Annotated in this window: 17 protein-coding genes, 2 tRNA genes and 1 pseudogene; 7 read left to right on the top strand and 13 right to left on the bottom strand. The window is 39.8% G+C overall.

Translation table 11 applies throughout. The features are described from left to right. Positions 1-127 precede the first annotated feature (127 nt). The 6 genes from PHT93_RS07115 to PHT93_RS07090 all read left to right on the top strand — a co-directional run bounded on the left by PHT93_RS07115 (position 128) and on the right by PHT93_RS07090 (position 9874). Positions 128-3592 (top strand): TonB-dependent receptor, encoded by a 3465-nt coding sequence (locus tag PHT93_RS07115; protein ID WP_300241161.1) that lies wholly within the window; start codon positions 128-130, stop codon positions 3590-3592. A gap of 25 nt (positions 3593-3617) precedes the next feature. Beyond that, positions 3618-5102: a RagB/SusD family nutrient uptake outer membrane protein gene (locus tag PHT93_RS07110; protein ID WP_300241158.1), complete on the top strand. Its 1485-nt coding sequence runs from the start codon at positions 3618-3620 to the stop codon at positions 5100-5102. Positions 5103-5199: 97 nt separating this feature from the next. Next, a complete protein-coding gene (locus PHT93_RS07105) occupies positions 5200-7491 on the top strand; it encodes a GH92 family glycosyl hydrolase (RefSeq protein WP_300241155.1) in 2292 nt (763 codons plus the stop codon). A gap of 161 nt (positions 7492-7652) precedes the next feature. Beyond that, the gene (locus tag PHT93_RS07100; RefSeq protein WP_300241153.1) at positions 7653-8867 is read left to right on the top strand and encodes a cysteine desulfurase; all 1215 of its coding nucleotides are present in this window, start codon (positions 7653-7655) and stop codon (positions 8865-8867) included. Positions 8868-8877: 10 nt separating this feature from the next. After that, positions 8878-9270: a VanZ family protein gene (locus PHT93_RS07095; protein ID WP_300241151.1), complete on the top strand. Its 393-nt coding sequence runs from the start codon at positions 8878-8880 to the stop codon at positions 9268-9270. A gap of 4 nt (positions 9271-9274) precedes the next feature. Next, entirely contained in the window at positions 9275-9874 is a 600-nt protein-coding gene (locus PHT93_RS07090) for a ribonuclease HII (protein WP_300241149.1), read from the top strand. Between the two features lie 9 nt (positions 9875-9883). Here the strand turns inward: PHT93_RS07090 and PHT93_RS07085 are convergent, their stop codons facing one another. From PHT93_RS07085 to PHT93_RS07060, 6 genes are all read right to left on the bottom strand, one after another. After that, positions 9884-10303, bottom strand: coding sequence for a SufE family protein (locus PHT93_RS07085; protein ID WP_300241147.1), 420 nt, complete (start codon positions 10301-10303; stop codon positions 9884-9886). Between the two features lie 18 nt (positions 10304-10321). Next, positions 10322-11308: a M28 family peptidase gene (locus tag PHT93_RS07080; protein WP_300241145.1), complete on the bottom strand. Its 987-nt coding sequence runs from the start codon at positions 11306-11308 to the stop codon at positions 10322-10324. A gap of 5 nt (positions 11309-11313) precedes the next feature. Then, positions 11314-13092, bottom strand: a complete 1779-nt coding sequence (locus tag PHT93_RS07075) for a gamma-glutamyl-gamma-aminobutyrate hydrolase family protein (protein ID WP_300241222.1) — start codon at positions 13090-13092, stop codon at positions 11314-11316. A 15-nt stretch (positions 13093-13107) separates the two neighbouring features. Then, positions 13108-15063, bottom strand: a complete 1956-nt coding sequence (gene gyrB / locus PHT93_RS07070) for a DNA topoisomerase (ATP-hydrolyzing) subunit B (protein WP_300241143.1) — start codon at positions 15061-15063, stop codon at positions 13108-13110. 237 nt (positions 15064-15300) lie between these two features. Continuing rightward, positions 15301-16245: an aldo/keto reductase gene (locus PHT93_RS07065; RefSeq protein WP_300241140.1), complete on the bottom strand. Its 945-nt coding sequence runs from the start codon at positions 16243-16245 to the stop codon at positions 15301-15303. Positions 16246-16257: 12 nt separating this feature from the next. Beyond that, entirely contained in the window at positions 16258-16650 is a 393-nt protein-coding gene (locus PHT93_RS07060; protein WP_300241138.1) for a MauE/DoxX family redox-associated membrane protein, read from the bottom strand. A gap of 161 nt (positions 16651-16811) precedes the next feature. Between PHT93_RS07060 and PHT93_RS15160 the strand changes: the two genes are divergently transcribed. Continuing rightward, positions 16812-17066: a winged helix-turn-helix transcriptional regulator gene (locus PHT93_RS15160; RefSeq protein WP_363318632.1), complete on the top strand. Its 255-nt coding sequence runs from the start codon at positions 16812-16814 to the stop codon at positions 17064-17066. On the opposite strand, the gene PHT93_RS07055 is transcribed toward PHT93_RS15160, so the two are convergent. The 7 genes and pseudogenes from PHT93_RS07055 to PHT93_RS07025 all read right to left on the bottom strand — a co-directional run. After that, positions 17029-17100 (bottom strand) — tRNA-Glu (locus PHT93_RS07055). The genes PHT93_RS15160 and PHT93_RS07055 overlap by 38 nt on opposite strands. 64 nt (positions 17101-17164) lie before the next feature. Then, positions 17165-17419 carry a 30S ribosomal protein S20 gene (rpsT, locus tag PHT93_RS07050; RefSeq protein WP_300241136.1) on the bottom strand — a complete coding sequence of 85 codons (255 nt, stop codon included), beginning with the start codon at positions 17417-17419 and terminating at the stop codon, positions 17165-17167. A 41-nt stretch (positions 17420-17460) separates the two neighbouring features. Next, positions 17461-17532 (bottom strand) — tRNA-Glu (locus PHT93_RS07045). 331 nt (positions 17533-17863) lie between these two features. Further along, entirely contained in the window at positions 17864-19144 is a 1281-nt protein-coding gene (eno, locus tag PHT93_RS07040) for a phosphopyruvate hydratase (protein WP_300241134.1), read from the bottom strand. A 68-nt stretch (positions 19145-19212) separates the two neighbouring features. After that, positions 19213-19956: a CpsB/CapC family capsule biosynthesis tyrosine phosphatase gene (locus PHT93_RS07035; RefSeq protein WP_300241132.1), complete on the bottom strand. Its 744-nt coding sequence runs from the start codon at positions 19954-19956 to the stop codon at positions 19213-19215. Between the two features lie 55 nt (positions 19957-20011). Next, the gene (locus tag PHT93_RS07030; RefSeq protein ID WP_300241130.1) at positions 20012-22363 is read right to left on the bottom strand and encodes a tyrosine-protein kinase family protein; all 2352 of its coding nucleotides are present in this window, start codon (positions 22361-22363) and stop codon (positions 20012-20014) included. 11 nt (positions 22364-22374) lie between these two features. Beyond that, positions 22375-22695: pseudogene (locus PHT93_RS07025) on the bottom strand (polysaccharide export protein); the annotation flags it as partial.

The following is a 22695-nucleotide window of genomic DNA, read 5'->3' as shown; positions in this document are numbered from 1 at the left end:
TTAAAAAACAATGCCTATGATATAAACACCAGAAATTTAACGAAAATGCCGATACATGTTGGCGCATATACCGGCATCCGAATAACACAATGTATAAACTGTATTAATCTAAATCAAATACAAAAGTATGAAAAAGAATACTTTACCGGATAACTATTTATTAAAATATCCGCTTCAAAAGCAAATATTCAGAATTATGAGAATAACTGCAATTATCTTACTTGTATGTGTTTTTTCAATCCACGCTGAAAACACACATTCACAAAACAGAACAGTAAACTTTATTAAAAGCAACGTCTATCTGAATGAAATTATCGAAGAAATTGAAAAACAGACAGACTATTTGTTTCTGTATAACAACAGAGTTGACATCAAACAGAAAACATCAATCTCCGCAGAAAATGAGTCGGTAGACCAAGTCCTAAAAGAACTACTTCGTGACACTGGCATAGATTACAAAGTAGAAGGAGCTCATATCATTCTTTCACAAAAAACTATAGGTAAGTTAAGCGAAAACTCAATGATCAATCAACAAGATAAGCACATAACAGGTGTAGTCCTTGACTCAAGCGGAGAACCTATCATTGGAGCTAATGTCATAGAGAAAGGAAGTACAAACGGTACGATCACAGATATTGATGGACGTTTTAACATCTCTGTTCAGGAAAATGCAATCTTAACAATTTCTTACATTGGATATAAACAACAGGATATTGCTATCAGAGAACAAAGTAACATCAATATACGCTTAGCTGAAGACACTGAGACTCTTGAAGAAGTCGTCGTCATAGGTTATGGTGTAGTGAAGAAAAAAGATTTAACAGGATCTGTTTCTCAATTATCCTCCGGATCTTTAAAAGACCTTAAGGTATCTCACCCAACACAGGCCATGGCTGGACAAATGGCAGGAGTTCAGGTTCAGCAAGTAGCAGGTGCACCTGGACAAGCAGCAACTATACGGGTGAGAGGTTCTGGTTCTATTTCAGCATCCAGTTCGCCTTTATATGTTGTTGACGGATATCCTTTAGGAGAACAAAATCTGAATTCTATTAACCCAAGTGATATAGAATCTATTGAAGTATTAAAAGACGCTTCTGCCGCAGCTATTTATGGTTCGAGGGCAGCAAACGGAGTTGTATTAGTGACAACAAAATCAGGGAAACAAGGGAAAGTTAGTATTAGCCTTGACATGTATTACGGATTACAGAATGTTACTAAGAGAATGGATTTATTGAATGCTCAGGAGTTTGCCATGATTAGTAAGGAGGCATTCAACAACAACTATATTGATCGGGTTCCGGGAGCATCGGCAAGCGATCCATTAAGCAGCCGCCCTTCAGGAAATCGTTATCGTTATCCAGCTATTTTTGATGATGATGCAGCTATGGCTAAGATCGGGGCTGGCACAGATTGGCAAGATGAGATCTTTCGTACAGCACCTGTGCAAAACTATCAATTATCCGTATCAGGAGGTGATGAGAAAACAAAATACATGTTTTCTGCCGGATATTTTAGTCAGGACGGTATCGTGATTGGAAGTGATTATGAACGTTTCTCTGCACGCGCCAAGATTGATAGTGAATTTACAAAATGGTTAAAAGTTGGAATTAATCTTGCACCTACATATATGAGATCAGACCAGATTACTCAAGGACACTGGGCGAGTGACGGAGTAATTAATGCAGCATTGGCAACATCCTCAGTAGTTCCGGTCAGAAAAGAAGATGGAACTTGGGCTTCACAATCAGAATATGCTGTTGCAGGAGATGGTTTAACAGGTGTTCCAAATGCTGTCGCAAGCGCATTAGACATACAAAATAAGCAGACAAACATGCGATTATTTGGGAATCTATATGCCGAAATATCCCTTCTAAAGAATCTTAAACTTAAAACCACATTGGGCGCTGATGTAATGGAATTAAGACAGAACTATTTCCGTCCTTCAAATGTCCCAAAAAACGGAGTTTCAGCACCCTTGCCTTCAACAGACAGAAAAGGTTCAGCAGAAAGCAAAGAGGTGATTAACTGGCTAAATGAAAACACTTTAAGTTATTATGAGTCGTTTGGATTACATGAAATTGACGCAATTGCCGGTTTTACTATTCAGAAAAACACTTATAATCAAAACAAAGCTGAAGGTTCTGATTTTCCTGATGATATCATTCGTACGATCAACAATGCTAAAGTAAAATCCGGATCATCTGACACCAATGAATGGTCACTTGTATCCTACTTAGCCCGTGTGAATTATCGTTACAACAACCGTTATTATCTCACCGCTTCCATTCGTACGGATGGTTCATCTCGCTTTGGGAAAAATAATCGTTATGGTTATTTTCCTTCAGGTTCTGTTGCTTGGAGAGTTTCACAAGAAGATTTCATGAAAGACATTAGTTGGCTGGATGATCTAAAGTTAAGATTTAGTTTTGGTTTAACGGGAAATAACAGCATTCCGAATTACGGTTCAATTGGCACTATGAGTGTACAGAACTATGTATTTGGTGCAGGACCTGGAAATGTGTATGCAGGTGCCGCACAAAAAAGTTTCTCCAATGCAGATTTAACATGGGAAAAGACAAAACAATATGATTTGGGATTAGAGTTCAGTGTACTAAACAATAGGTTGTCTTTTTCTTTTGATGCATACCAAAGAAATACAACAGATTTGCTAATGGAAGTGGATATACCAACAATAACCGGATTCTCTAAATCATGGAGAAATATTGGGAAACTCGACAATAAAGGGATTGAAATTGGAATAAACACAGTGAATGTTCAAACAAGTGATCTTACCTGGAATACAAACATAAACTTTTCCACAAATACCAATAAAGTAATTGCTTTGGGACCAACAGGAGACCCTATCTATGGAGATGGAGGTGCCGGAACAACACATATCACAATGATTGGAAAACCGATCGGAAATTTCTATGGCTATAAACAAATCGGAGTTTACATGAATCAGGCAGATTGGGAAAATAGCCCGCGATTAGCAGATTCACATGTCGGTGATGTAAAGTTTGCGGATATTGATGGAAGTGGAGATATAGATGCTGATGACCGGACAATTATCGGCAATAACATGCCTGATTTCACTTGGGGTATGACGAATAAAGTAGCCTATAAAAATTTCGATCTTAGCATTGTACTCCAGGGTGTTCACGGAGGTGAAGTTCTCCATTTAGGAAAACGTTTTTATACCCAATTGGAAGGAAATCAGAATCAGATGAAAGATGTTCTGAACAGATGGCAATCAGAGGGCAATCCCGGCGATGGATGGACTCCAAGAGCAAATTCGCTTACAACAGGTCAAAACAACGTAGTTTCATCTCGTTGGATTGAAGATGCCTCATTTGTTAGAATAAACAACCTAACATTGGGTTATACTCTTCCCCAATCATTCATACAAAGATGTAATATGCAATATGGCCGGTTGTATTTCTCTGTTCAAAATCTTGCAACAATTACAGGATACAGCGGTTTTAATCCGGAAACAAGTTTCAAGGAAGATAATGTAACAGCTCCAGGAACAGATTATGGAATGTATCCTCTGGCAAGAACAATAACATTAGGTGTAAACGTTACTTTTTAATGTCTAATCAGTTAAGTAGAAAATTATGAAACCATTCAATAAAATAGTATTACTTAGTAGTTGTGTTATACTATTATCTTCATGTAGTGATTTTTTGGATCTAAAACCAAAAACGGAGTTATCTGTAGAAGATTATTATAAGACAGCAGAGCAATTTGATGGAGCCGTAAATGGTGTTTATTCAACTTTGCAAGAAGGAAATCTATATGGAAGTTGGTATATCTTTTCCGAGATCCCTTCGGATAACACAAGAAACCAGCTATCAGGGTCTGTAACAGATCAAGACGAGTTTGATAAATATTATATCCGTACGACCAATCCAAGTCTGGCAAACCTTTGGAACAAAAGTTATGAAGCGATTAATCGCGCTAATACAGTTATCGGTCGTATAGACCAGATAGAGATGGATAATACCTTACGTGATCGTTATAAATTAGAATGTAAGTTCATTCGTGGTCTGATGTATTTCAATTTAGTTCGTGTTTTTGGGGATGTGCCTTTAGTGACTAAAGAGATATCTATTTCTGAAGCATACACTTATAAAAGAGAATCAAAAGAAAATGTATATAATCAAATTATTGCAGACTTGTCCGAAGCTGAAGCTTTGCCAGAAAGCTATTCAAAAGATTCCGATATTGGCCGGGCAACAAAAGGAGCAGCAAAAGCATTATTAGGCGATGTATATATGACATTAAAGAAATACACGGAAGCAGAAAATAAATTAGCAGAAGTCATAAACAGTGCAACATATTCTCTTTTAGAGAATGAAGCAGGTTCTCTCAACAATGCTGGATATGCCAAAGTTTTTAGTGCAGAAAATCATAATCATAAAGAATCTGTTTTCGACGTTCAATTCAAAAAAGGAGGATATAGCGAAGGTAGTAATTTCCCAAACAACTTCGCACCGGAGAATTCAGGAACAAATGTTGTTTCAGTTGGAGGTACATCAGGAAATAATGTACCGGAGATGGACATCTACAATGCCTATGAAGAAGGTGATTTACGAAGAGATTTTTCTGTAGCATTAGGTTATAATGACAACAGAAAAGATGGTGCCTGGGTAGATTCAAGATATGTAAAAAAATACTTTGATACGCCTTATAAAGATGGCGATGCAAATAACAACTTCCCTGTTATTCGTTATGCTGGTGTTTTGTTAATGTATGCAGAAGCATTAAATCAAAATGGAAAAACAGCATTGGCATGTGATTATTTAAATCAGGTCAGAAGACGCGGCTTCGGTTATCAAACAAATGAAGTATCACCTGTTGACATCAAAACAACAAGTAAAGATGAATTTTTCTTAAAAGTAGAGCATGAACGTCGCGTTGAATTAGCATTCGAAGGACATCGTTGGTTTGATTTAATCAGAACCGGCAGAGCAGTAGAAGTGATGACATCAAAAGGTTTTAAGTTGAACGAAAGTAACTTAATCTGCCCAATTCCACAGAAACAAATAGATGTAAATCCGGAATTGACTCAAAATGACTATCAAATTATTGATAAATAATCAAATCCATTAAAGAGCACAGGTTGAATAATCCTCATTATAAAGGAATTATTCAACCTGTCTTTTTATCTTTATCCTATAATTAAATAACAAATCCATGAAAAGACACATACTAATAATTCTTCCTATTATTCTATTCTTCTTAGGAGGTTGCAACAACCAAACATACCACCCCGAAACATACGTCAATCCATTGATCGGCACGGATATTCGTGTTGTTGAGGGGAAGGATCATAATTCTACGGAAGAGAGGGGGCAGGTGATGCCGGCGGTTGGCGTGCCGCATGGGATGACGAATTGGGTGGCGCAGACGCAGGAAACGGAACAAAAGTGTCATCCTCCTTATTATTATTTTCAGGATCGGATTCAGGGCTTCAGGGCGAGCCATTGGATGAATGGGTCTTGTACGCAGGATTATGGGAGTGTGACGATTATGCCTTTGTGCGGTCAACTGAAGACTGATGTGAAGGAGCGTTCTTCTGCGTTTAGTCATGAACGGGAAGTTGCCACGCCTTCTTATTATCGTGTTTTTCTGGATGATTATAAAATTGAAAGTGAACTGACTGGTTTGTCTCGCTCGGCCATTATGCGTTTTTCGTTTACGGGCGAAGGGGATCGGTTCATTGTGATTGAGCCAAATAGTGATGAAGGTTTAGGTTATTTGTCTATCGATGTTGAGAAGAAAGAGATCACGGGGTATAATCCTGTTCATCGTATTTATCAGGGCTGGGGGATGGAAACAGGCTTTAGCGGACATTTTGTGATCCGGTTTGAGGATGATTTCGAAGGCTTTGGCGTCTGGGAAGGTGATACGTTGCATGAAGGAACGAAAGAGATCAGAGGGAATAAGACCGGTGTTGGCGGTTGGGTAAAATTGGCTTCCGATGCGAAGGATATTCAGGTCAAGGTGGCTACGTCTTTTACGAATGTGGAGCATGCTTTAGAAAATCTGCAGGCGGAAATAGGCACAAAGGACTTTGAGCAGGTCAGAAAGGAGTCTTCTGCCGTTTGGAACGAGACACTCGGCAAAGTGATCGTTAAAGGAGGTACGGAAGAACAAAAGACAAAATTCTACACAGCGTTATACAGTACCCGATTTCTGCCTCGCACGTTCAGTGATGTGGACGGTTCGTATCCTCGTTTTGATACAGGAAAGGAGATTCTGAAAACAAACGGTTCAACTTATTATTGTGATTTTTCGCAATGGGATACGTATCGCGCCGTGCATCCGCTTTTCACGATTCTGGATCCGAAACGGAATGGAGAAATGGCAAACTCATTAGTTCTTAAAGCCGAACAGGGCGGTTGGTTGCCTATCTTTCCTTCGTGGAACAGTTACACGGCAGCTATGATAGGCGATCATTGTACTTCAATGTTGGGAGACGCGATCATAAAGAACATTCCGGATTTTGATTATGAGAAGGCCTACAACGCCATGCGTAAAAACGCTTTTGAAATTAATATGGATTCTGTCAGTTATAAGGATGGAAAAGGTCGCCGGGCAATGGCGTCTTATCTGAAATACAATTACATTCCTTTGGAAGATGAGGTGTTGGATGCCTTTCATAAACGGGAACAGGTATCGCGTACGTTGGAATATGCTTATGATGATTTTGTTCTTGCTCAGGTAGCGAAAAAGCTTGGTAAGATGGATGACTACGAATTACTTATTAAGCGGGCGCAGAATTACCGGAATGTAATTGATACGGAGACGGGTTACGCGCGCGGAAGGTATGCGGATGGAAGTTGGTTTAAGGATTTCGATCCCAACAAGTTTGTTTCTTTTATCTGTGAAGGAACCCCTTATCACTATACGTGGTATGTACCTCAGGATGTAGCCGGACTGATTGATCAAATAGGTGGGAAAGAGCGGTTCATAAGCCGGTTAGACACTTTCTTTGAAGACAGTTATTACTGGCACGGAAACGAACCCGGACACCATATTTCTTACTTGTATGCTTATGCCGGCGAGCCCTGGAAAACGCAAAAATGGGTTCACGACATTATCAACACGGAATATTTCACTACCCCCGACGGACATTGTGGGAATGAAGACGCAGGACAGATGTCGGCCTGGTTAGTATTCAGCATGATAGGTTTCTATCCTCTATGTCCGGGAATGCCGTATTATGTTATCGGCAGTCCCACCTTTGAAGAGAGTGTGATTACTTTAGAAAATGGGAAAATCTTTACAATCCGAGCAAAAGGGGCATCCGATAAAAATATCTATATTCAGTCAGCACAACTAAACGGAAAAGAATACAACAAAAGTTATATCCTCCACAAAGATATTATGAATGGTGGTGAGCTTTCTTTTGTTATGGGAGACACTCCGAATAAAACATGGGGAAACAGCGCAGAGTCTATTCCTCCTTCTTTATACTATTGATTTTTCAATCAAATGGGTGGATAAGTCACGATGCCCTATGTTTTCGAATTTAGACCTACCTCTAATTTAATTTAGACCTACCTCAAAAACAAATTAGAGGTAGGTCTAAATTATTGTAAACATCGTATCTTTGTTCTTGTTATATTACAATGAGACATACGATGTTTGATATAGATACGATACGAAAAGATTTTCCTATTCTGGGAGAGACGATATATAATAAGCCGCTTGTTTATTTGGACAATGGCGCTACGACGCAGAAGCCCCGTTGTGTGGTTGAGAAAATCGAACAGGGGTATTATACGCTGAATGCAAATATTCACCGTGGGGTTCATTATCTCAGCCAGAAAGCGACTGAAGCGCATGAAGAGGCGAGAAAAACAGTTCAGACTTTTCTTAATGCTCATTCATCCAATGAAATTATTTTTACGCGCGGAACAACTGAGGCTATCAATCTGATCGCTTCTTCTTTTTCGGATGAGTTCATGGAAGCGGGAGACGAGGTGATTGTGTCCGCTATGGAGCATCATTCCAACATCGTTCCGTGGCAAATTCAGGCAGCAAGGAAGAATATCGCATTGAAAGTGATTCCGATTACTTCTAAGGGCGATTTGTGTATGGATACTTACAAAGCGCTTTTCAGCGAACGGACTAAATTGGTGTCTCTCGCTCATGTATCCAATGTATTGGGCACGGTTAATCCTGTTCGCGAAATCATAGAAGAAGCACATAAAAGAGGTATCCCTGTCTTGTTGGACGGGGCACAGGCGGTTCCTCATATCAAAGTGGATGTTCAGGATTTAGATGTAGATTTTTACGTTTTTTCGGGACATAAGATTTACGGGCCGACCGGTATCGGGGTTCTTTATGGAAAAGAAGAGTGGTTAGACAAGCTTCCTCCTTATCAGGGAGGGGGGGAAATGATTGCCTCCGTTTCTTTTGAGAAAACAGTGTTTAACGAGCTGCCATTTAAGTTTGAAGCAGGAACTCCGGATTATATCGGCAGTACGGCTTTAGCCGAAGCGTTGAACTACGTAAACAGATTAGGAATAACACATATTGCCAATTACGAGAATGAATTGTTGGAATATGCGACAACACGTCTGATGGAAATAGAAGGAATGCGGATATTCGGTGAGTCTGACCACAAGAGTTGTGTCATTTCTTTCTTAGTGGGAAATATCCATCATTATGACATGGGAATGATCTTAGACCGTTTGGGTATTGCCGTCAGAACAGGGCATCATTGCGCAGAACCATTAATGCATGCTTTGGGTATTGAGGGTACTGTTCGTGCTTCTTTCGCGCTCTATAATACTAAAAACGAAATTAATACGTTAATAGAAGGTATAGACCGAGTTCGAAAAATGTTTTAATCCAAAGACAATGTTCTATTACTTAAAGAAGTATCCTTTCTCATTATTTATCATCGCAACGGTAATCTATTTATCTTTTTTCCAACCTCCGTCATTGGGGATACCTCTTTTCCCTAATTTTGATAAGGTAGTTCATTTTTGCATGTATGGCGGACTATCGGGTATGCTTTGGCTTGAATTTCTTCGTAACCATAGGCAAAGTGAATCAACAAGTCTTATGCACGCATGGATTGGAGCGACCTTTTGCCCCATTGCTTTAAGTGGCGGAATTGAAATCGCACAGGAATACCTCACAAGCTATCGCGGTGGGGAATGGACTGATTTCCTTGCAAACACGTTAGGAGTAGCCACTGCTACTTTGATCGCATATTATATTTTGCGACCGAGAATACTAAAGAATTAGTTTCATGTTATTACCGTATCTGAATGAGGGACTAATAGAAGCGGGATGTGATGAGGCAGGAAGAGGCTGTCTTGCAGGAGCTGTGTTTGCTGCTGCTGTTATTCTCCCCCCGGATTTTCAGAATGAGTTATTAAACGACAGCAAACAACTTAGCGAAAAGAAACGTTATGCTTTGCGTCCGGTTATCGAGAAAGAGGCACTTTCCTGGGCTGTCGGCATGGTCACTCCGGAAGAGATCGATAAAATAAATATTCTCAAGGCTTCTTTTCTGGCAATGCACAGGGCTATTGATCAACTATCTGTACGTCCCGAACATTTATTGATAGACGGCAATCGATTTACTCCCTATCCGAAAATACCGTATTCTACAATCATAAAAGGCGATGGCAAATATATGAGTATTGCCGCCGCCTCTGTTTTAGCGAAAACGTATCGTGATGATTATATGAATGAATTGGATAATAAATATCCGGGCTATCATTGGAAAGAGAACAAAGGGTATCCTACGAAGGTTCACCGTGAAGCAATTCGCAATTTAGGAATTACGCCTTATCATCGCAAAACATTCACACTCTTACCTGAACAACTGAGTTTTGATTTCTAAAGTTTACTGTCAGCCTTTTACCTGAAAGGCCAATGCGTACATACGCATTTGTTTCACCATTGCCACCAAGCCATTCGAGCGTGTGGGAGACAAATGCTCTTTTAATCCAATTTTTTCAATAAAATACAGATCTGCATCCAATATTTCTTTAGGGGTATGTCCTGACAAGATTGTAATAAGCAGTGAAACAATCCCTTTCACAATCACAGCATCACTCTCTCCTTGAAAAGTAATGATACCATCGGCATAGTCCGCCTGAAGCCAAACCCGACTCTGGCAACCTTCAATCAGATTACTTTCTGTTTTATATTTTTCATCTAAGTCGGGCAATGAATTACCCAAGTCTATGAGCAGGGCATATTTGTCCATCCAGTCATCGAAAACAGCAAACTCTTCGATGATGTTATCCTGCTGTTCGTTAATCGTCATCTTTTACGTGTCTTTATTTTAATTGTATATCACTTCAAGTACAGTCTGCCCTACGGCTTTTAAAGTTTCCGCACTTATAATATCCATGTTATCGTTCATTGTGTGCCAGTAGTCACCAAAGCCTTTATCCGTGTTCGGATCATTGTTGATGATATCTACACAAGGGATGTTACGACCTTTAATAACATATTCATGATCATCCGTAACCGGTATGCCTCTGGCACTGATAAAGAATTTGCCATATCCCAGTTCCCTTGCTGTAGTCCATATACGTTCAACAAAAGGAGCAGCATACTGCAGAGAAAGACCTTCTTTGTAAAATTGTGCATTCTTACTTCCCACCATATCTAACAGGATGCCATACTCTGCCGTATAGTTGGGAACATGCGGATTTTTAACCCAAAACTGCGAACCCAAACACCAGGAATGAGGGGTACGTTCTTCTTTGCTGTGATGTGTGCCGTAATCTTCCGCATCAAAGAAAATGATGTCAATACCGAGATCAGGAGTATTTTGTTGCAATAAGCGTGCAATTTCTAATAAAACACCAACTCCACTTGCTCCATCATCAGCCCCGTCGATCGGTGTATAATGATTGGCTTCATCAGGATCCCGATCGGCATAAGGACGGCTATCCCAATGCGCAAACAGCAGGACTCGTTGTTTTTGATCCGTATTATACGACCCTATTATATTCTTTGCTTCTAATTTTGTGCCGTCATAAGCTTCCAATATTGCTTCTTGTACAAACACCGATGCCCCGAAACGTTTAAGTTCGGCCTCTAAGTACAGACCGCAATCTTTATGAGCCTTTGTATTTGGCACACGAGGTCCGAAGGCAACTTGTGTAGCAACATAATGGTATGCGCTATCGGCGTTAAAATCAGGAGTCTGAGTAGTTGACGTTTGTTTTGTTTCAGCAGCAACCGTTCCTTCTGTACTTTTCGGCCTCTGACCACACGACATAAAGGAGAATGCTAAAAATAGCACGACTATTTTCCTCATATTTTTTATTTATTTGAACAGGCCTGTACCCGGGTCATCACCCGTAACAGATTTTCGCCCCATAATTTTTGTATTTCTTTTTCCGAATATCCGGCTTTTAGCAATCGTACGGTAATATTGATCAGCTCATTCGACGATCGACAGCCAATTAACTCCCCATCACCGTCAAAGTCCGATCCGATACCGACATAATCAATCCCTACTAAATTAACAATATGATCAATATGTCTGATAGCATCACTAAGGGACGCTTTCTCGGCATCCTCATTAATAAAGCCGGCATAAAGACAAACCTGCACGACTCCATCACGGGCAGCGATGGCCTTAATCTGGTCGTCTGTCAGATTTCTTGGGTGATCACACAAGGCTCTCACGGAAGAATGTGAGGCAATAACCGGAAATTCACTCAATTCTAAAACATTATAAAAAGTGCTTTCTGCGGCATGAGACAAATCAATCATAATGCCCAACCGGTTCATTTCTTTAACTACATCTTTACCAAAAGGACTCAATCCGTTCCATTCGGCCTCGCCGCGTGCGGAGTCGCAAATATCATTCGCTCCATTATGACACAACGTAATATAAGACACTCCTATGTCTTTAAACAGTTGCAGGTTCTCTATCTCCTTTCCTACGGCATAGCCATTTTCAACACCTAAGAGAATGGCCTTTTTGCCGAGCTTTTTCAGGTTGGCAATATCGGCGGCAGTATAAGCAATTCCCATACGAGATGCATTAAGTTCCTCTTGCTGTTTTACTTCCTGCAAACGTTCTATAGCATAAGCTGTAGCTCTTCGTAAAGATTCATCATCTCTTGCCCCTTGAGGTATATAGGCAACCATAAACGTAGCGTCAATCCTACCCTCTTCCATGAACGGAAGATTTACCTTTCCTCCTTCTTTCTTTCCTATATCAAAATGTCCGGGAAAAATCATCGGGGTGTCCGTATGCGAATCAACAGTGATTATTTTCTCATGTAATTCTTTTGCCTGCCTGAACACGCGTGCTTCTTCCGTAAAAAAACAGAATAATTTAAGCATTGATTCATCATCTGCAGAGGCCATCGCTTCGGGATGCCATTGTACTCCGTAAATTTGCTTCTCTGAATGAGTGATCGCTTCATTGATTCCATCCGGAGCTGTTGCGGCGGCAAGAAATTCAGGGGCTACGATATTAACTGATTGATGATGAAAAGAATTTACCAACAAAGATTTTGTATCTCCATAAATCTTCCGGAGAAAATGGGTTCCGTCTTCTATACGAACTGAATGAGAAGGGTATATACGATCAATTTTCTGACTATGCTTTATTAGAGGCTGACTATTTTGAGAATAGATATCCTGAAACAAGGTTCCACCGAATGCAAGATTAATAACCTGATGTCCTCTGCAAATACCAAGAATAGGTAATTGGCGATTCACGGCCAACCTTAATAGAATCAAATCATATTCATCCCGAAATAAATCTCCCTCATCCAATAATGGGATAGGTTCCTCTCCAACATAAAGCGGACTTAAGTCTCCGCCCCCACTTAATATTAGCCCGTCTATACTATCTACAATTACAGATAAAGCGTTAATATCTGTAATTACCGGAATCATAACCGGTACGCCTCCGGCTTTTAGAACAGACTCAATATATGTTTCTGCTAAACAAGAAAGCCCATCTTTCCGATTGGAGGATATACCTACTTTAGGAGGTTGCAAGTTGTTTGTCTGCGGTATAAAGGAATCAACCTCCTGAAATAAGTTTTCCAAATTCGGATGACGGACTTTCTTACTCATCATCTATTTATTTTTTTAAGCGTCTATCTTAGCATAAGTTGCATTCTCTTCGATAAATTCGCGGCGCGGCCCTACTTCCTCTCCCATCAACATGGAGAAAATCAGATCAGCCTGAGCTGCATTATCTATTGTTATCTGCTTGAGCGTACGATTTTCCGGGTTCATGGTTGTATCCCATAATTGATGATCGTTCATTTCCCCAAGACCTTTATAACGTTGCGTATGTATCTGGTTTTCATTTCCTGCAGCGTAGCGATCAATAAAAGATTGACGCTGTTGTTCTGTCCAACAATACTCCTCAACCTTTCCTTTCTTACAAAGATATAGCGGCGGAGTTGCCAAATACACATATCCATTCTCAATCAAGGCACGCATACGACGGAAAAAGAATGTAAGAATCAATGTGGCAATGTGGCTTCCATCCACATCGGCATCGGTCATGATTATCACTTTGTGATAGCGCAACTTACTTAAGTTTAATGCTTTCGGATCTTCTTCTGTACCCACCGTTACTCCCATAGCACGGAAGATATTCTGAATCTCTTCACTTTCAAAGATTTTATGATCCATCGCTTTCTCCACATTCAGAATTTTTCCTCTTAGAGGAAGAATAGCCTGGAAGTTTCTGTCACGTCCTTGTTTTGCCGTTCCACCTGCAGAGTCCCCTTCGACTAAGAAGAGTTCACAAATAGAAGCATCTTTCGACGAACAGTCGGCTAATTTACCAGGAAGACCGCCTCCGGTTAATGGAGATTTTCGCTGTACAAGTTCACGTGCTTTGCGTGCAGCCTGACGTGCCTGAGCAGCCAGAATTACTTTATCAACAATTATCTTTGCTTCCTTGGGGTGTTCTTCCAAATAATATCCAAGAGCTTCACCGATTGCCTGATCTACGGCACCTGTCACCTCTGAGTTTCCAAGCTTTGTTTTCGTCTGCCCTTCAAATTGAGGCTCGGCAACTTTTATAGAGATAACGGCTGTTAAACCTTCACGGAAGTCATCTCCCTGTATCTCAACTTTTGCCTTTTCTAATAACTTCGAATCCTCAGCATATTTTTTCAACGTACGGGTTAAGCCACGACGGAAACCGGCTAAATGAGTACCTCCTTCAATTGTATTGATATCATTAACGTATGAGAAAACACTTTCATTATAAGAAGTATTATATGTCAAAGCAACCTCTACAGGGATTCCTTGTTTCTCAGTTACGATATGGATAACATCAGCTATTAACTTTTCTTTCGCACGGTCAATGTAACGAACAAACTCTTTCAGTCCTTCTTCTGAACGGAATATTTCTGATTTATAAGTTCCATCCTCCTTTTTTACACGTTGGTCGGTTAATCTCAATGTAATTCCAGCATTAAGAAACGCTAATTCACGCAAACGGGTGGCCAATATATCATATTTATACTCAGTAATAGTAAAAATAGTATTATCCGGTTTAAAACTGATAATGGTTCCTGTTTTATCTGTCTCTCCAACAACCTGCACATCGTGAAGGGGTTTTCCGCAAGAAAATTCCTGCATGTGAATTTTGCCATTACGATGCACTTCGGCCTTCAGATAAGTAGAAAGAGCATTCACACAAGAGACACCAACACCATGAAGACCTCCTGAGACCTTATAACTTCCTTTATCAAATTTACCTCCGGCATGCAAAACAGTCAATACGACCTCTAAAGCAGATTTACCTTCCTTCTCATGAATATCTACAGGAATACCACGTCCGTCATCAGACACAGTGATTGAGTTATCTTCTCCTATAACAACATTAATCGTTGAACAAAAACCGGCTAAAGCTTCATCAATCGAATTGTCAACAACCTCATATACTAAATGATGAAGCCCCTTTTCGCTAATATCGCCAATATACATGGCAGGTCTTTTACGAACAGCTTCCAACCCTTCAAGTACCTGAATACTATCCGCGGAATACTCTCCCGACGTATTCTTTATCTCTTCACTCATGAGTCAATTTGGTTTAAAATCAGTAATAATCTTTTATCTGGATAAAATCTAACAAATATAATATATTTTTTTGGATTATAAGATATAGCGACCGCAAAACGGCGCAAAGCAGCAAGGAACTAAAAGAAGACCGAGCTTTTTCAAAAGAAGGATTTACACGCTCAGAAGGTTGCTTTATTCCGAAAAGTCATATTATGGATTACAGAAAGAGAAAGCCCGAACAGTTGACCGATTTCTTTATTTACTTACATCGTCCAACAACTCCAAATCTTCTGTATCCAATTTCAAATTCGGAGCATTAAACAAAGTTTCCAACTGGCTTTTACTTGTCGCACTTACAATGGGTGCACCAATATGTGGTTGTGCCAATAACCAAGCAAGGGAAACAGTAGCCTGTTTTGTGTTGTGTTTCTCTGCAATCTTATCCAATGCCGCTAATACACCCAACCCTTTTTCATTCAGATATTTTTTAGCATCACCGCCACGCACACTTTTACCAAAATCTGCTTCACTACGATATTTTCCTGTAAGGAAACCTGACGCCAATGACCAATAAGAAAAAACGGTAAGGTTATATTTCTCAACTAACGGCAAATAGTCCGTTTCATATTTCTCTCTTTCCAATAAATTGTAATGGGGTTGCAGGGCAACATATTTCGGAAAACCGTTCTGTTCGGCTATTTCAAAGGATTTAACAAATCTTTCGGGAGAAACATTGGAAACGGCAATGTGACGCACTTTGCCTGCTTTTACAATTTCATCATACGCTGATAATGTTTCCTCAATCGGCGTTATATTATCGTCAAAATGGGTGTAATACAAATCGATATAATCCGTTTGCAGACGTTGCAAGCTTTCGTCAACAGATTTCAGAATATGCTTTTTACTGATGTCAAACCCATGTTCCTTTGTTTCCGAACCTACTTTGGTTGCGATAACCATATCGTTACGGTTTCCTCTTTCTTTTAACCATTTTCCGATAATGGTTTCGGACTGTCCGCCTGTTCCGTTTACCCACCAAGAATAAGTATCCGCAGTATCTATAAAGTTAAAACCTGCCTCAGCAAATGCATCAAGTATTTCAAATGACCGCTGCTCGTCCAATGTCCAACCGAATACGTTTCCGCCAAAACTAATACGGCTTACTTCCAAATTTGTACTATTAATTTTAATCCTATTCATATTTTTATATTTTTATTGTTTCAAATCGTTTGGGATTCCAGAACTATACTTTTCCACATACCACAACAAGGCAAAAAGATAAACAGAGTGGATAAGCTGTGCCTCTATTGCTCCCCAATCCTCTACAGACGTACTTCCAAAAATCAGCACACCCATTAGCGCCAACCCTGCATAAATGCTATACTTGGCTTTATAACCAATCAGCAGCAATACCCCGAGTATAAGCTCAATAAAAGGTAAAGCATAACTCCATACTGTTACCAATGTAGACGGTAAAAAAGATTTTTCCATTGCTTCCACCATCCATTCGCTAAACATCCGCAATTTAGGCAGACGGACAAGCCCGTGCCCCAACAACGAGAGTGCTACGGGCAGTCTTATAAAGAAAAAGGTTGTTCTATTCATTTTTATAATGCTTTTATTTGTCAAATTTACACCAATACTATATTTTTATCAAGTGGTTACCTATTTGTCAAGTATTGACAAATTTGTCTAAATTTTAGTTTTAAGGGCATTATGCAGGAGAAAAAAACAAAAAAAATCCATTTGATAAAGATGCTTGTCCAATATTTTCATCCGTTGATGTAATTGGCGGTAAATGGAAACCCGTAATTATCTGGGTGCTATTGGATGGCGCAATGCGTTTTGGAGAACTACACCAATCCATCAACGGTATTGCGCTTAAAGTTTTAATTCAGTATTACATCTATCAGAAAAACATAGGATTATCTCAAAACAAAAAAAACAGGAAAAGCGATAAATTTAATCACTTCTCCTGTTTAGTAGCCCATAGGGGAGTCGAACCCCTCTTTCAAGAATGAAAATCTTGCGTCCTAACCGATAGACGAATGGGCCAAATTTGCATTAAAAAGCCGGGCTTAAAGATGGTCCGGCTTATATAAATACCTTTTATCTGATATTAAGCAAGACGATTAACGTGCTTTGCCAACTTCGATTTCAGATTACCTGCTTTATTCTTATGAATAATATTCTTCTTAGCAAGCTTATCCAGCATAGCACAAACTTTAGGATACAACTCTTTTGCAGCTTCCTTATCTTCAGTTGCACGTAATACTTTTACTGCATTTCTTGCAGTCTTAGCATAATATCTGTTGTGCAAACGACGAGCGTTAGTTTGTCTGATTCTCTTAATTGATGATTGATGATTTGCCATTTTAAGCTATCCTCTTTTTAATTCTTTAATTTTGTTTATTGTAGCCCATAGGGGAGTCGAACCCCTCTTTCAAGAATGAAAATCTTGCGTCCTAACCGATAGACGAATGGGCCAGTATGTCAAAGATCTGTTTATTTATGATCTTTAGCATCGAATTTCCGATTGCGAGTGCAAAGATAGACGATCTCTTCGAACTTCCAAAACATTTCATAAAAAAAACACAGACTCATAAGAAAATAGAGGAAGATGAAGCAGATTACTTCTTGTACTGAAACAGACCTGATGGAAATACGGGAGAATTATTGTAAAATCCGGTGCAAAATGAAGAGAAACATGCTTTGATTACCACCTAAAACAGCGCATTTTTTAGTCCTTGAAAATCAATCAAAAAAAAGCAGTTGCATCTATAGACACAACTGCTTAAACTTATTTAGTAAGCTATTCTTACTTTACCCTCTTATAACCATACACAGCCAAATCACCCAATTCTTCTTCGATGCGAAGCAATTGATTATATTTAGCCATACGGTCTGAACGGCTCAATGAACCGGTCTTAATCTGACCTGAATTAGTTGCTACAGCAATATCAGCAATAGTAGCATCTTCTGTTTCACCTGAGCGGTGAGAGGTTACAGAAGTATAACCGTGGCGGTGTGCCATTTCAATTGCATCCAAAGTTTCGCTTAATGTACCAATCTGATTTACTTTAATCAAGATTGAGTTAGCACAACCTAATTCGATACCTTTCTTCAAGTATTCAACGTTAGTTACGAACAAGTCATCACCAACTAATTGACATTTGCTACCGATCTTATCCGTAAGCACTTTCCAACCATCCCAGTCTCCTTCGCTCATACCATCTTCGATTGAATCGATAGGATACTTGCTTACTAATTCAGCAAGGAAGTCTGCCTGTTCTGCAGAAGTACGTTTTGCGCCATTAGGACCTTCGAATTTTGAATAGTCATATACACCATCCTTGTAAAATTCAGAAGAAGCACAGTCTAATGCAATCGTTACGTCTTTTCCTGGTTTGTAACCGGCCAATTCTACCGCTTTAAGGATAGATTCCAAAGCATCTTCAGTCCCTTTCAAAGTAGGAGCGAAACCGCCTTCGTCACCAACTGCAGTACTTAAACCTCTGTCATGAAGCACTTTTTTCAATGAATGAAAAACTTCAGCACCCATTCTCAAACCTTCACGGAAAGAAGGAGCACCAACCGGACGGATCATAAATTCCTGGAATGCAATAGGAGCATCAGAGTGAGATCCACCATTAATAATATTCATCATCGGAACAGGCAATACATACGTATTTGTTCCACCGATATATCTGTATAGAGGTTGATCCAAATAGATAGCAGCAGCTTTAGCAACAGCCAAAGAAACACCTAAAATGGCGTTAGCTCCTAATTTAGATTTTGTTTTCGTTCCATCAAGAGCGATCATCTTCAAGTCGATTGCACGTTGTTCCAATGCACTCATACCAATCAGAGCAGGAGCAATTACATCATTAACATTAGCAACAGCTTTCTGAACACCCTTACCCAAGTAGCGTCCTTTATCTCCGTCGCGCAATTCGATTGCTTCATTTTCTCCTGTTGAAGCGCCAGATGGTACAGCAGCACGTCCGATTACACCAGAAGCCAAAACAACATCTACCTCAACAGTAGGATTTCCACGAGAATCTAAGATCTCTCTACCTGTTACTTTTACAATTTCCATACTTTTAATCTTATTTTAGTGTTACACTTTCTAAATGCCCACAAAGATAAAAAAATAATTTATCTCTTTCACCACAACCTTTCGTTTTGACGAATAAGGTTATATAATAAATCTTGTTCTTTTGTTGTTAACTTGAGGTGGGTCATATTATGTAGAAACACTCGTAACTGGTGTATATCTGTTCCAACAAAATCATACATACCATGCTGCAAAAGATACCAAGCAGTATCAAATACCCGCTCACCATACTGTCTGGAAAGCGACATTAAATTTAATTGATATTTACACCCTTTTTCTTTCAACATTTTGTATTGACCTTCATCCATAAACAAATAACGTTCCGGATGAGCTAACAACGGAACAAAACCGGTCACCTGTAAGTCATAAATGATATTAATCAACTCAGGAGAAGGATACATATACGACATTTCAATAAGAATATAGTTCTTTCCAATAGGAAGCAAACCCGCCTGTTTCTGTTTAAAAAAATCAGCATCAAGCATATACTCCGCAGCTAAGCGTAACTCAACACCTTTCGGAGCATCCTGTTGAAAATTAAGAAAACGCTCTTTCAAAAAATCCGGATAGTTTTCCGGAAGATCAGCCATTACATGAGGAGTTAAATAGACGCGTTTCACCCCCACATCAATCATAGCGTCAAGCGCATTGATTGCATCTTCTTTTGTCTGAAATCCATCATCTACTCCCGGCAGATAATGAGAATGGATATCTGTAAATCCGGATAAAAGATCAGTTTCAAGAAACGATCGTTTGGCTGAAAAGCGATAAAATAATGATTTTTTCTTCTTCATTTTTCATTCTTGTACAGACGCAAAGATACGTTTCTTCTTTTATTCTCAAAAACTATTATTTCTTACTTTCATTACCATATCCATATCCATACCCGTAACCGTAACCATAGCCGTAGCTTCCTTTGGTATAGTCAACACCATTCAACAGGATCGACATATTATTGAATTTTTGTTCTCTGTAGAGCTGTTCCAGCTCTGGGAGCATGCGGCGAGGGAAACGGCCTGCGCGTAAAACATAGATTGTCAAGTCCACTACCCGATTTACAATATGCGCGTCTGCGATCTGCAGCGAAGGAACGTTGTCTAAGATTACATAGTCGTAGCGTTCGCGTAGTTCGGCAATGAGCACGTCTAAACGTTCACTTAATAGCAATTCCGCAGGGTTCGGTGGAACGGGACCTACTGATATCATATCCAGATTATCATCCAATCCACTTTTATTAATTAGATCGTCAATCGAATCCGTTTGTCCGGATAGATAAGTGGTAACACCTTGCGGAGTTTTACGGATACGCTCACTCAATGTTCCTTTACAGATGTCTAAGTCAACCAGGATTACCTTCTTTCCGGTTAGTGCAAAACTCATCCCAAGGTTAATTGAGATAAAGGTCTTACCCGATCCGGGGAAAGCGGAGGTAAGAGTGATTACCTTCATATCTTTTTTCTTCACACGCATAAAGTCCATATTCGTACGGATGATACGGAATGCTTCTGAAACACTATCACGACCATTCTTGTGTACTAATATTTCGTCTTTACGGTTTTTCTTCTCTCTTGCGGGTATTTCACCCAAGAAAGGCATCGAAACGGAGTCTTGCACCTCTTTACGGTTACGAATTGTCGTGTTCATGGTCTCTTTCAGCCAAAGAATACCTGCCGGAATTATACAACCTATCATCAACCCAGCCAATAAGATAATCATTGAACGGGGAGCAACAGGATTGTTGCTGCCTGTAGCAGGGTCAATAATACGGGCATTACTCTCTGCTATGGCTTGCGTCAATTCATTCTCCTCCCGTTTATTCAGCAAATACAGATAGAGTTCTTCTTTGATCTTCTGCTGGCGTTCGATAGATAGGACGTATTTTTGTTGGGAAGGAACGGCTGTAATACGGCGAACAGTCTGCGCTTCGCGCTCCTGCGTATTCCTTATCTGAATATTCAAACCGACTATCAGATTATCTATAGCCCGGATAATGGTTTGCTTCATTGCATTCAAGGAGTTATTCAGATCCATCACTACCGGGTTGCGGTCGCTACTGTTACTGATCAATTTATTACGACGAAGTAATTGTTCGTTGTATTCACTGATCTGATTTTCGATATTCACATCGGAAACTCCCGTATTCGAAGGAATCAAGTCTGAGTTTTTCGAAGGATCAGTCAGGTACTCACGGATGAATTTCGCTAATGTGATCTGATTCTCTAAGCTAAGAGCTTCTTTGCTATAGGCACTGCTCTCCTGCAGATACATCCCCGTCTCGGAATGAATATCCGTCAATTGGTTTTCCCGCTTAAAGGTTTCAATGTCGGCATCTACCGAACCTAATTCTTTTTCGATAATGATCAAACGTTCATTGATAAACTCAGATGTGTTTCGGGCAATCTGATTTTTATCATTGATTGCGTCTTCATTATAGATAGCGATCAGGGTATTCAATAAATCCTCAGCACGAGGGATAGACTCGTCGGTCAGATTCAGATTGATTATGGTTGAAAGCTTATTGGCCAAACTTACCTGTAATTTTTTCTGATAACTCAGTGAGAGCTCCGGAATGTCTAATTTCTCAAAACGGATTGTTTTATTGTAGTATTTTTCTCCATAATATAAGGTAGGGGTCAGAAGTAATCTGCCCACCGGCGTTTCCAACGTATCCTTCAACGCAACCGTCATTTCCCCTACTCCGTCTTCCGTAAAGTCAGACAAGAGTACTTCCGTTTGCGAGACAGGTGTTATATAGAAACCAAGCCTGTTCGGATGATCGGCATCGGCAAATTGCACCATGATGGGGCTCTGCGTGTAGAGTTCAACTAATTTCAGACCGTCACGAATCTTATAGCTTTTATCCAGTCCAAGGCGTGTAACCACATCCTGCATCAGACGTTTAGCCTGAAACACGAGCATTTCATTATCCACACTGTTTTTGATATTAAACATACCGAAGTCCTGAAACATAGCAGACTCCCCCATAGGGGCACTTCCTTTGGAATTATCTTTGATCAATACCGTTGCCGAACGAGCATATTCTTTCGGAGTCGCTTTGATATACACATAAGCAAGACTAAGACAAAGCAAAATTGATAAAGCAAACCATTTCCAGTTGGCTCGAAGTAAAAAAAACAAATCACTTAAGGAGAGTTCCTGCTCTTCCTGAATCGGGTTGTTGATATTCGTTTGTTGTTCCACGTTAAAACAGCTTATTTTCTGGATACAATAATAATAGAAACAATTGAAGTGAGGACAGATATAGCAGACAGCCATACTCCAACTGAATTATTCTGGTTAATTTCACTCTGGCCGATCTTAGCCCTGTTCGGTTCTACATAGACGATATCATTCTGTTGCAGGTAATAGCAGGGGGAGCGAAACAAATCTGCCGAACGAAGATCATGATACAGAATAGTACGCTTACCATCCGTCTCACGGATCACCGCCACGCGGTCACGTTTACCATAAATAGTCAGGTCACCTGCCATACTTAATGCTTCTAAGAGTGTCACACGATCAGTCGTTATCGA

Source organism: Massilibacteroides sp. (genome assembly GCF_028705895.1).
In the GTDB taxonomy this organism is placed as follows: domain Bacteria; phylum Bacteroidota; class Bacteroidia; order Bacteroidales; family Tannerellaceae; genus Massilibacteroides.
Note: the sequence above shows the minus strand (reverse complement) of the source record. Positions and strands in the feature narration are given on the sequence as shown.